Origin of the sequence: Psychrobacter sp. TB20-MNA-CIBAN-0197 (assembly GCF_040309765.1) — a bacterium.
Lineage (GTDB): Bacteria > Pseudomonadota > Gammaproteobacteria > Pseudomonadales > Moraxellaceae > Psychrobacter > Psychrobacter submarinus.
Genome location: NZ_JBEOPC010000050.1, coordinates 1 through 11,303 on the forward strand (window position 1 = coordinate 1; position 11,303 = coordinate 11,303).

Genomic DNA, 11,303 nt, shown 5'->3' on the forward strand with positions numbered 1-11,303 from the left:
TAGCTACGTTCGGATGGGATAACCGCTGAAAGCATCTAAGCGGGAAGCCCACCTCAAGATTAGATTTCCCTAAAGAGCCGTTCAAGACTAGGACGTTGATAGGCAGGGTGTGGAAGCGCAGCGATGCGTGTAGCTAACCTGTACTAATTGCTCGTTTGGCTTGACCATACAACACCCAAGTGGTTTGTAGCTATCTATCAGAACTTGGTTCTATAGTTAGACAAGCATTATATCGATATCACCTTATTCCTTGATTCAGTTAGGATAAGTGATACTTATTAAAAGTCACACAACAGACTCATATCTAACCCCCTTTGCTGACGATAATAGCACGATGGCACCACCTGATCCCTTCCCGAACTCAGAAGTGAAACATCGTTGCGCCAATGGTAGTGTGGCTCCGGCCATGTGAGAGTAGGTCATCGTCAGCTCTCTATTCCTAAAACCCCCTTAACTTAATTGTTAAGGGGGCTTTTCTTTGTCTGCTATTCTTTTATTGGTTTTGCCTTACCTGTAAGAATTATCTCTAACCCTTACGGTTTTTATCAAGAGCTATAGAACAGATGACTTACGGAAAATAAAAACATTATGATGAATAGCTTCATTAATTTTCTGCACATCGAACGTTTCTTTATCTTCAGGAAGTCTTAATACTTTAGGCAAACGTGTGATAACCATTTTGTCATTGGCGATAGCATAGTGTCTATAATGTTCATTAACGGTCTCATCACAGTCAAACTCTAAATAAATAATATTATCAGTATGACTTTTTGCCAATCTAACGATCGATAAGAAAAACTCATTCTTTAATTGATTCTTTGAGTGTTCAATATCTTCGAAATCATATCTTGGTTGCCATCCTACTATTAGTCTTTGCCAAAGATTTCCTTTTTCCTTGGTCTCATGATAAAGCTTTAGCTTTTGTTCTAGACGCGATATCTGTTTGAGATTGCTTTCCACATCATCGAACTCTTCTTTGATTATATCTATGATCTCTTTGGAGGCTTCAGTAAGTCCTTTTGCATTATAGTTTTTATTCTCTAACGAATCGTAGATCATATCTAATAAGTGCCTAAAGCTAATTAGTCTGGCAACCATAATCTCTACGTTATAAGAGTAAGTTGCAATAGGTAGTAATTGAAAGTTCTGAATACTATCAATCATTCTATTAAAAATTTTACTTAAGTAATAAAATAGATAGTCTCGATCGTCCTTGTCGCTGATAGCGTTTTCGATGAGGTTGTTTAGCTTATTGAGTATCAATACAGTGATTTGTTGTTCATACTCATTCATACGCTTGTGAATATGAAATTCTGTTTCTTCACCGTCTTTTTCAAGGGGTTTTTTAAGTAACGGTTCAATTTGCGTCTTACATTTATATTGTACATCTTCAATAAACTTGATAATCGTATCTGATACGCCAGCATCCAAAGTATAGAGTCGACTCATGCAATAAGTAACGTGCTCAAGGTAGCGCTCATTATCTAAAAGGTTTTTTCTGAGAACTACATGAGTTAAATATACGTATAGTTCATTTTGCATACTGCCTTCATGCAAAAAGCGTTTGAAGGAGTAAGGGTTTTGTCTAGGCTTATCAGCGATACCAATCAAATACCAATACTTTTCACTTTCGATTACAAAGAACTTTTTACGCTTAGCTTCTTCTCTGATAATACTAGGTAAGTTTTCTTGTTCTTGAAAATCAATATCAGTCGAGTCCCAAGCACGAAAGTCACGTTCTTGAATCTTTTGTTTGATAAAAACTTCTTTAAAATACGTTTTTACAACGTCAACATTAAGCTGTCTAATGCCAGGTTGTACTATCAGTTTTACATTATCAATCCAAGTCGCTAAATCGTATAAAAAAGCACGCTTTATACTCTTTCGACTCTGTTGGTCTAAATGATGATCGCCTATATCAATTCGATTAATATAGTCGATCATAGCTTCTACTTTATCTGCAAGATCAATAGCATCGCAGGTTTGCGGTTGGGATTCGACCAACTTTAGCATCTGTACGCTAATCGCTTGCAACTCTTTATTGCGTACTGCGGTGTTAGATAATACACTTCTAAGGTTTTCTGGAATGATATAAGTAAAATTTGCGCTAATATTTCTCTTTGACAATATTTTTTCGTACACACTTTTACGACTAGCAGGGTCAAGCTGTGGCAAAATATTGGCAATGATTGTTTTCCAATTAGTACTTAAAGCTGGATCTATCGATTTTAATTGATAAATTTGATACTCTGAGAGCTCATATACGTGCATATTATAATTCCTTTGAACCATTTACAGTACTAATGTTTGCATAAGTGTCGTAATCTTAGCATTTATTAAATAGTCATAACACTGCCTATCATTCAAAATACTATTAAATCAGAAGGAGCCCTATGACAACTTCAAAAGTAACCTACCAAGGCGACTTGCGTACTAGCGCCATCCATTTGCAATCAAGCAATGAAATTATTACCGATGCACCCACTGATAATCAGGGCAAGGGTGAGGCTTTTTCACCGACTGATCTATTAGCGACAAGCTTGGCAAGCTGTATGCTAACGATCATTGGGATTAAAGCGCGTGATATGGAAATTGATATTGCAGGTACTACCGCTGAGGTGACCAAAGTGATGACAGCTGATCCAAGGCGCGTCAGTGAAATACATGTCGCTATCTCTTTTAAGCAGCAGCTCAATGAGAAAACGCAAAAGATATTTTATAACACAGCGCTGAGTTGTCCAGTTGCGAAAAGCATCCATCCTGATATCATGCAAAAGGTGACTATTTATTCTAAGAACTGATATATTTTATAATGGTGACTAATATGGCTTCCAAGACTTTACTTATCGTCGCGCATGCACCATCACCGAATACTAAAAAGTTGGCGCAAGCCGCTCATGACGGTGCCAATCACCCTGATATAGATATCAACGTGGTTCTCAAAGCACCACAGGATACGCAGCCTGAAGATATACTCGCAGCGGATGCGTTATTATTAGGTACGACTGAGAATTTGTCTTATATGGCAGGGCTGACCAAAGACTTCTTCGATCGCTGTTATTACGCGGTATTAGAGCACAAACAGGGGCTGCCTTTTGCGTTATATATTCGCGCTGGGTTTGATGGGACAGGAACTAAACTGGCTATGAAAACGATTATCACTGGTTTGCGTTGGAATCAAATCCAAGATACGCTTATTTTAAAAGGTGATTGGCAAGAGGTGTTTGTGGAGCAAGTGGAAGAGCTTGCGATGACGCTAGCTGCTGGAGTGGAAGCCGGTATTTATTAGACTGATTTATTGAACCTTTATTAAGATAGTATTATGAATAAAAATAACTTAGGTAATGCGGATATTAGTAGCCAAGATAGACTGCCATTTTCGCAAGCGTGTGAAAATAATAAAGCACCTATCTTAAACGTGCTACAAAAAGAGCTACAAGAGCATACTCATGTCTTAGAAGTCGGCTCAGGTACCGGCCAGCATAGCGTTTACTTTGCACCAAGATTGCCGCACCTACAATGGCAAACCAGCGATGTAACTGATAATCATCAGGTGATACAAGCTTGGCATGATGCCTATCCCGCATCAAACCTGTATGCACCGTTGGCTTTTAATTTGTTAACAGATTCTATTCCAAAAACTAATACTGGCGAACCTTATGACGCTATATTTACTGCTAACACCTTACATATTATCGCTTGGCCTTTGGTTGAGAGGTTGTTTGAGTTGGTCGGAGAAGCATTACCGTTAGACGGCAAGCTAATAGTATATGGACCCTTTAATGAAAATGGACGCTATACCAGTGCGAGTAACCAGCAGTTTGATAGCACTTTGCGCCAGCGTGATGCTGGTAGCGGTATCCGGCATAAAGAAGATATCATTGCTTTAGCCAACGCCCACCATTTAACATTAATGACTCAATATGAGATGCCAGCGAACAACCAAATTTTGGTTTTTCAAAAAATAACCGCTAACTAAGTCAGCGGTTATTTGCGTTTTAATATCAGTATCAAGTTCTAACCAGTATTACGTAGTCCTGCTGCAAGGGCATTGATACTGCGAATTAGTGGATCTTCTACCGCCAGTTTATCGGTACTTTTAGCATCCTTATTATCAGGTTGACGCATGCGTTTGAGCAGCTCGATTTGGATATAGTTGATCGGGTCTAAGTAAGCATTGCGCCATTGTAAAGACGCTGCCAGCTCTTGCTGCGTGGACAATAATGAGGTTTGCTCGAGCAGGGAGTTTAGGCCAGAGTGAGTAAGCGCGTGCTCGTGCTCGACAGCCTGCATGACTTGTGTGCGTAAGCGCTCATCTTTGCACAGATGACTGTAGGCGTGGGCGATATTCATCTCCGATTTGGTAAAGGCCATTTCGATATTGCTGATAAAGGCGCTAAAAAACGGCCAGTTTTTATTCATCTCTTTCATCAATCCTTCGTTTTGTTTGACACTCTCTAATGCCGTGCCCACGCCATACCACGCAGGAAGGGTAAAGCGGGCCAATGACCAGCCAAACACCCAAGGTATCGCCCGAATTGTTGATTTGCTTGGCAAGCCTTTTTTGCGGTGGGCAGGGCGCGAGCCGATATTTAGCAAAGAGATCTCTTGTACGGGCGTGGCCTCGGAGTAAAACTGATAAAACCCGTCTGTATTATCCGTCAATGCTCGATATTGCTGCTCGCCTGCATCGGCTAAATCTGCAAACAGTGCTTCATAGCTATCGAGCTGGGCCGGCTGCGCCACAAAGCGTGACGAGCTGGCTTTTAGTGCGCCTGTGATACCCATTGTCAGCTCAAACACTGCTGTATCTGGATTGGCGTATTTGGCATAGAGCACTTCGCCTTGCTCGGTAAACTTGATTTGTCCGTTTAATGTACCAGCGGGCTGCGCGGCAATGGCCTGATGAGTTGAGCCGCCGCCGCGACTGACAGAGCCGCCGCGGCCATGGAACAGACGGGTGCTGATGCCGTATTGGTTGGCAATACGAGTGATGGTCTGCTGGGCGCTATACAGCTGCCAAGCCGAGGTGATAATGCCGCCGTCTTTAGAAGAGTCCGAGTAGCCCAGCATAATCTCTTGAATATTGCCTGAGTGCTCAAGTAGCTCGCGATACAGCGGGTTATCCAGTACCGTTGGCATGATTTTATCGATATTTTTAAGGTCTTCGATGGTTTCAAACAGTGGCGCTACCGGCAAGGCGGCAAATAAGTGTCCGTCGTCATTGATACCAGACAAACCTGCAAAACGCATCAGCAGCAGTACTTCTAGTAGTTGACTGGCGTTATTGGTCATCGAGATGACGTAGCTGCCAAAAGTATCGTCGCCCACCAGTTTGCGCAGTTTGGCCACCGACTGCATCAATGCCAGCTGCTCACGGGTTTGCTCGCTTAAATTATCGGTATAAATCAGCGGTGTGCCTGGTTTTTGTAGTAGGCGGGTCAGCCACTCTTGGCGCTCTGCTTCGCTTAGCGCCTTGTAATCGGGCAAGTTGGAGGCATTGGCAAAAATATCGGCAATGACCTCGCCATGATAGCCTGAGTCTTGGCGAATATCGAGCGCGGCCAGATGAAAGCCGCAGGTTTTGACCAAGCGGATGGTATCTAGCAGTAGCCCTTCGGCATGGGCGCTATCATGCGTGTTGACGCTCTTGCGGATAAGGCGTAAGTCATCTAACAGTGCGGCCGGCGATAAGTACGCGTCTTTTGCTGCATTGTCGTCTGTGCCTTGGCTTTGGATATACTGGTTGGTGGCTTTTATTTTGGCAAGGATGAGTGATAACAATCTACGGTATGGCTCGTGATTATAGTCATCAGGGTTATAACAAAACACCTGCTGATCCAGCTCGCTATAGTCTTTAATTCGCTCATAAATCCCGGGCGCGATGGTGACGATGCTATCGCTATGAATCAGCTCGCGGCGCAGCTTTCGGATCAATACTTGGTAATGGCGCAGCACGGTATTGGCATGCATCAACACGGCCATTTCTGTGGTCTCATGAGTGACGAAGGGGTTGCCATCTCTATCGCCGCCGATCCAAGAGCCAAAATTGACAAAAGCGGGCAGCGCATAGTCACTAAGCTCTGGATAAATCTCTACGATTGCGTCTTTGATATTGCGATAGACTTTCGGTATGGCGGTAAAAAGACTGGCATCAAAATAATGCAGGCCATTATTAATCTCATCATAGACCAAGGGTTTACGAGTCCGCACCTCATCTGATGACCATAGTAGATCAATGGTTTCTGCGGTTTTTTGTTTGGCCTGCTCAAAGGCGCGACTGCCCTCAGGATAGACACCCATGGCATCGGTGTGCTCATATAGCGTTTGCAAGATATTCATCGTTGTACGGCGACGCGCCTCGGTAGGGTGCGCGGTAAAGACTGGGATAAATTTTAGCTGATCGATGAGCTCTTTGATTTGTTCAGGTTCGATCTGGCGCTCGCGGCATTCTGATAAAGTGCGACGAAAAGAGCCTTCCCAGCTTTGGTTAGACTCTGCGCGCATCACTTGCCGCTGCTCACGTAAGTAGTTTTCTTCGGTCAGGTTTGCCAAAAAAAAATAAATAGAAAACGCGCGAATGACGTTTTTTAGTGTTTGATTGTCTAGCGAGGCGATGAGCTCGATAAGTTGTTGTTTTTGTCCGTCGTTATGCTCGCGGCGCTCTTGGATAAAACCTTGGCGCAAGGTCTCGATGGTATTTAGCGTGTCTTCTCCAGATTGGCGAGAAATTGCCTCACCTAAGAATGAGCCTAATAATCTAATGCGCTCACGTAATAATTCGTTCTTTAATAACATGACTCACTTCCTTGTCTTCTAACAGACTGGTTAATAAATAAGGTTCGCTCTTCTTATAGGGTACAAACTAAAGTTATTTATATGCATTGGATAAAAAATCTGTATAACGTCTCCAAGAGCGCTCATCGGCACGAGCATTGTATCTATCAGGATTATCGAAGTCAGTAAAGGCATGGACTGCACCGCTATAAGTCAACATCTCATGGGGTACTCCACTGGCTTCTAACGTCTTACCAAGGGCGGTAAAATCCTCAAACGGCACGGCTTCGTCGGCACTGCCATGAAAGACTAAAATCTCACCCTTCGTTTTATCATAAGTTTGACCCGCTGGCAGCTCAAGCCCCCCATGAAAAGGCACAAAAGCTTTTTGCTCAAACCCTGCTCTTGCAAGCTCTAGAGCTACCGTACCGCCAAAGCAATAGCCCATCGTTACGCCTTCGCGGACATCATTGCCTTGCGCTTGTCCTGTATTTAGAGCACCAGCAAGCAGACGCCGCATTTTACTACGATCGTCGTATAGCTCGGAGGTGAGCCGTTTTTTGTCTTCAAGCTTAGTAGGGCGAATGCCTGCACCGAACATATCCGCTGCTAGGACGTTGTAACCCTCGCTCGCTAGCATATCCGCGCGCTTTTTTTCATAATCGGTCAAGCCGTCCCAATCATGAATCAGCAATATAAAGGGAGCATTAGGCTTATCCGCTTTGGCGTAATAGCCTTGGTACGGTTGGTTGTCTACGGTATAGCTGATATCTTTGGTGGTAATAGCAGCGGCCGTTTGACTAAAAGCTAGCGTAACCGCGCTGACTGATAAGCCAACAAACATAGTTTTGAGCGAGGAGAGATAAGAGTGACTCGATTGATAGCTAGTATTGCATAACATAAGCGACCTCATAAGCAGAGTGAAGAAGGGTAAACGGACTAAAGCATGTCCTTGAAGAGTAGTAGAGCATCGTTAGAAGACGTGTTTAATAGGCTGATAAACCCTTTGACGCTGTCATTCTTTGTAAGTGGCGAGATTAAGAATGTTTAGAGTCCAATTCGCCGCTAGTATCAAAACGACCACAGTACTTAAGTAAACAGCCTTTTTATAAAGTATCATAATTTTTTTTTGATAGCTGCAAACTTTAACCAAATATCAACAGGTATTATCATGTAAAACCTAAGCGAGTTTAGTAGAATTAAATTTCGCTCTTATTCTCTTATTAGAGCTTAATTCTTATAACTAGCTAGGATGCATGATGAAAACCAATATTGATCATACTGACCCCGCAAAAGACATGAACCCAACTCGCGGCAATGGCGGCGAGACTCACCAACGTGCAGACGACGACACAAAAGCGCTCACTACGCAGCAAGGTGTCGTTATCTCTGATAATCAAAACTCTTTAAAAGCCGGTAGCCGAGGCCCGAGTCTTTTAGAAGATTTTGTATTACGCGAAAAAATCAACCATTTTGACCATGAGCGTATTCCTGAGCGTATTGTCCATGCGCGTGGTAGTGCGGCGCATGGTTATTTTGAATTAACTGAATCGTTAGAAGAGTATACAACAGCTAAAATACTAACTGAAACCGGTAAGCAGACTCCTGTATTTACCCGCTTCTCAACAGTTGCTGGTAATAAAGGCTCAAAGGATACGCCCCGTGACGTACGCGGATTTGCAGTCAAGATGTACACAGAAGAAGGTAATTGGGATTTAGTCGGTAATAATATGCCTATCTTCTTTATTCAAGATGCTATTAAGTTTCCTGATCTCATTCATGCAGTCAAGCCGGAGCCTGATCGTGGTTTTCCGCAAGCGGCTTCTGCCCACGATACCTTTTGGGACTTTGTCTCGCTAAGCCCAGAGACGATGCATAACCTGATTTGGCTTATGAGTGATCGTGCATTGCCGCGTAGCTTTAGCATGATGGAAGGTTTTGGTATTCATACCTACCGTTTGCTCAACAAAGAAGGTAAGAGTACTTTCTTCCGTTATCATTGGAAGCCAGTTGCTGGCGTGCAATCATTGATTTGGGATGAAGCAGTTAAAATATCTGGTGCTGACCCTGATTATAACCGCCGTGACATGTATGAAGCGATTGAAAATGGTATGTATTTTGAGTGGGAGCTTGGTGTACAGCTCTTTACCGAAGAAGAGGCCAATGAGTTTCCATTTGACCACTTAGATGCCACTAAGCTGATTCCAGAAGAGCTAGTGCCAGTTAAAATCATCGGTAAAATGGTACTAAACCGTAACCCAGATAATTTCTTTGCAGAAACTGAGCAGGTAGCCTTCTGTCCATCGCATATACCACCTGGTATCGACTTTAGTAACGATCCCTTATTACAAGGCCGTCTATTTAGTTACTTAGATACTCAGTTGTCACGATTAGGCTCACCAAACTTTGTTCAGATTCCTATCAATGCGCCTAAATGTCCGTTTGCAAATAACCAGCAAGACGGTCATATGCAAATGCAAGTGCCTAAGACTCGTGTGCTTTATGAGCCTCAAAGTCTAGATCTAGACCGTCCACGTGAAAGTCCTCAAAAAGGTTTTAACTCGTTTCATGAAAAACTGGATGATGGCGTAAAAGGTCGTATCCGTGCTGAGAGCTTCGCTGATCACTATAGTCAGCCACGTATGTTCTATCGTAGCCAAACCCCTGCTGAACAAGCACACATTGCATCAGCCTACGCGTTTGAGCTTGGTAAAGTAGATGCGCCGCATGTTCGTACTCGCGTGCTCAGTCACCTTATCAATATTGATGAAGATCTAGCTAATCGTGTTGCCAATGCCTTAGGTATGGAGCTACCAGAAGCGGCAGAACCAGCAGCACCAGTACAAGATATGGACACCTCTAAGCCTCTGCAAACGATTGGTCGTACGCCTAAATCACTAAAAGGCCGTTTGGTTGGTATCTTAGTGGCTGAAGGATCAAACCATGAGCAAGTTAAGAAGTTTGAAGATGCTATTAACGCTCAAGGCGGTATGGTCAAAATTGTTGCTCCTAGCAAAGAAGTTAAGCTTGACGACGATACGCGTATCCAAGCAGATGAGCGTGTCGCTGGCGCACCCTCTGTATTCTTCGATGCGGTAGTGAGTATCATTATGCCGGATCAAGCTAAGAAACTGGCGGAGGATAGCTCAACGCTAGATTGGTTCACTGATGCTTATGTACACTGTAAAGCCATTGCTTATTGCGGTGCAACGGATGAGTTTATCTTAAGTAAACTTCCTGTAGAAAAAGATGAGTTTGTCACACCGCTCGCTGAGCTTGACAGCTTTGTAGAAAATGCAAAATCTCGTCTATGGGAGCGTGAGCCTAAGGTTCGTGACTTGGCTTAATCCTATGAAGTTGTAATCATGATGAAGAAAAACTCAGCCTAAGTGCTGAGTTTTTTTATTTATGAGCTTATAAATATCTAAACATGTCGTTTTATACGCTAATAAAAGTTTGCTCACAAGCGTTCACTGAATATCACTGACTAATAAAGCGCTAAGGTTATAATAGTAAGATTGTATTTATTGATAGGAGTAGTCTGATTGGATCAGGCTTAAGGTTTAATAATGGATTTAATAAATATTGTAGCGATTGAAGGATATATTCAGACCACTTATATGGCCGTCTATCCTGATAAGTTGTTATTGCTAGACTCAGGATGTCGATGTGATGTTGATAGCGTTTTAACTTACATTACAGATACCCTGGAGCGTCCTATCGATCAGCTTAAAACGGTTGTGGTCACTCATATGCACCCTGATCATGCTGGCGGGGCTGAGTTGTTAAAACAAAAAACGGGTTGCCAGGTAGTCAGTGCAAAAGCTGATAAAGCTTGGTATCAAGGAGTGTTAGGCAGAGTTTCGCATCTGAACGATTTAGCGCTAACTTACTATGTGGCCAATAGGCAAGGAAAGTCGATAGCTAACGTTTGGTATGATCCTATCTTAAAAGTTGATGTTGAGGTTGAAGAGGGTGACCCGATACCAAACTTTGAAGACTGGGTGGTTTTGGAGACGCCTGGGCATACAGATCGCGACTTGACATTATGGCACGCGCAGACCAAGCAAGCTTACACTGCAGATCTTATATTGAGTATCAAAGATAAGTTTGTATCGCCTTATCTGATTACCCTGCCTAATGCTTATCGAGCTTCTTTGAATAAGATCAAAGCATTGCAGCCAGCAGTGGTATTACTGGCTCATGATAAAAGGGTCAAAATCAATGATAAGGACTTTGATCTTCTTATAGACAGAGCACCAAAGCAGCCCCGTAAGACCTCGCTTAGGAATATTTTGAGTACCACGATACCTAAGCTTAGGTTTGCTCGTAAGAGAGTCAAAACGCCTTAATCAAAGTACGCATTAAAAAGTACTAACTAAGTAGTCAGTAGCTCATAAACAAACAAAAAAAAGCCCCACTACCAAAAAGTAGTGGAGCTTTTGTAATATGGTGGACCGACCGCGACTCGAACGCGGGACCAATTGATTAAAAGTCAACTGCTCTACCAACTGAGCTATCGGTCC

At 43.0% G+C, this 11,303-nt stretch carries 8 protein-coding genes, 1 tRNA gene and 2 rRNA genes; 7 read left to right on the plus strand and 4 right to left on the minus strand.

Going from position 1 to position 11,303, the window contains the following annotated elements; translation table 11 throughout:
- Positions 1-168, plus strand: a 23S ribosomal RNA gene (locus AAEY83_RS12325); the annotation flags it as partial.
- Between the two features lie 148 nt (positions 169-316).
- Positions 317-431, plus strand: a 5S ribosomal RNA gene (gene rrf, locus AAEY83_RS12330).
- A gap of 121 nt (positions 432-552) precedes the next feature.
- Here the strand turns inward: rrf and AAEY83_RS12335 are convergent.
- Positions 553-2,271, minus strand: coding sequence for a hypothetical protein (locus AAEY83_RS12335; RefSeq protein ID WP_025647239.1), 1,719 nt, complete (start codon positions 2,269-2,271; stop codon positions 553-555).
- A 122-nt stretch (positions 2,272-2,393) separates the two neighbouring features.
- On the opposite strand from AAEY83_RS12335, the gene AAEY83_RS12340 reads away from it, so the two are divergent.
- From AAEY83_RS12340 to AAEY83_RS12350, 3 genes are read left to right on the plus strand one after another with little or no spacing between them, the layout of a single operon-like run.
- Positions 2,394-2,801, plus strand: coding sequence for an OsmC family protein (locus AAEY83_RS12340; protein WP_025647238.1), 408 nt, complete (start codon positions 2,394-2,396; stop codon positions 2,799-2,801).
- A 23-nt stretch (positions 2,802-2,824) separates the two neighbouring features.
- Positions 2,825-3,289, plus strand: a complete 465-nt coding sequence (locus tag AAEY83_RS12345; protein WP_025647237.1) for a flavodoxin family protein — start codon at positions 2,825-2,827, stop codon at positions 3,287-3,289.
- Positions 3,290-3,322: 33 nt separating this feature from the next.
- Entirely contained in the window at positions 3,323-3,979 is a 657-nt protein-coding gene (locus AAEY83_RS12350) for a DUF938 domain-containing protein (protein ID WP_025647236.1), read from the plus strand.
- A gap of 38 nt (positions 3,980-4,017) precedes the next feature.
- On the opposite strand, the gene ppc is transcribed toward AAEY83_RS12350, so the two are convergent.
- A complete protein-coding gene (gene ppc / locus AAEY83_RS12355; RefSeq protein ID WP_025647235.1) occupies positions 4,018-6,798 on the minus strand; it encodes a phosphoenolpyruvate carboxylase in 2,781 nt (926 codons plus the stop codon).
- Positions 6,799-6,871: 73 nt separating this feature from the next.
- Positions 6,872-7,678 (minus strand): dienelactone hydrolase family protein, encoded by an 807-nt coding sequence (locus AAEY83_RS12360; protein ID WP_025647234.1) that lies wholly within the window; start codon positions 7,676-7,678, stop codon positions 6,872-6,874.
- A 358-nt stretch (positions 7,679-8,036) separates the two neighbouring features.
- Here AAEY83_RS12360 and AAEY83_RS12365 point away from each other — a divergent pair, with 358 nt between their 5' ends.
- Both AAEY83_RS12365 and AAEY83_RS12370 read left to right on the plus strand, forming a co-directional pair.
- On the plus strand, positions 8,037-10,124 hold the full coding sequence (locus AAEY83_RS12365; RefSeq protein ID WP_025647233.1) for a catalase: 2,088 nt from the start codon (positions 8,037-8,039) through the stop codon (positions 10,122-10,124).
- 222 nt (positions 10,125-10,346) lie between these two features.
- Entirely contained in the window at positions 10,347-11,129 is a 783-nt protein-coding gene (locus AAEY83_RS12370; protein WP_025647232.1) for an MBL fold metallo-hydrolase, read from the plus strand.
- A gap of 98 nt (positions 11,130-11,227) precedes the next feature.
- Here the strand turns inward: AAEY83_RS12370 and AAEY83_RS12375 are convergent.
- Positions 11,228-11,303, minus strand: a tRNA-Lys gene (locus AAEY83_RS12375).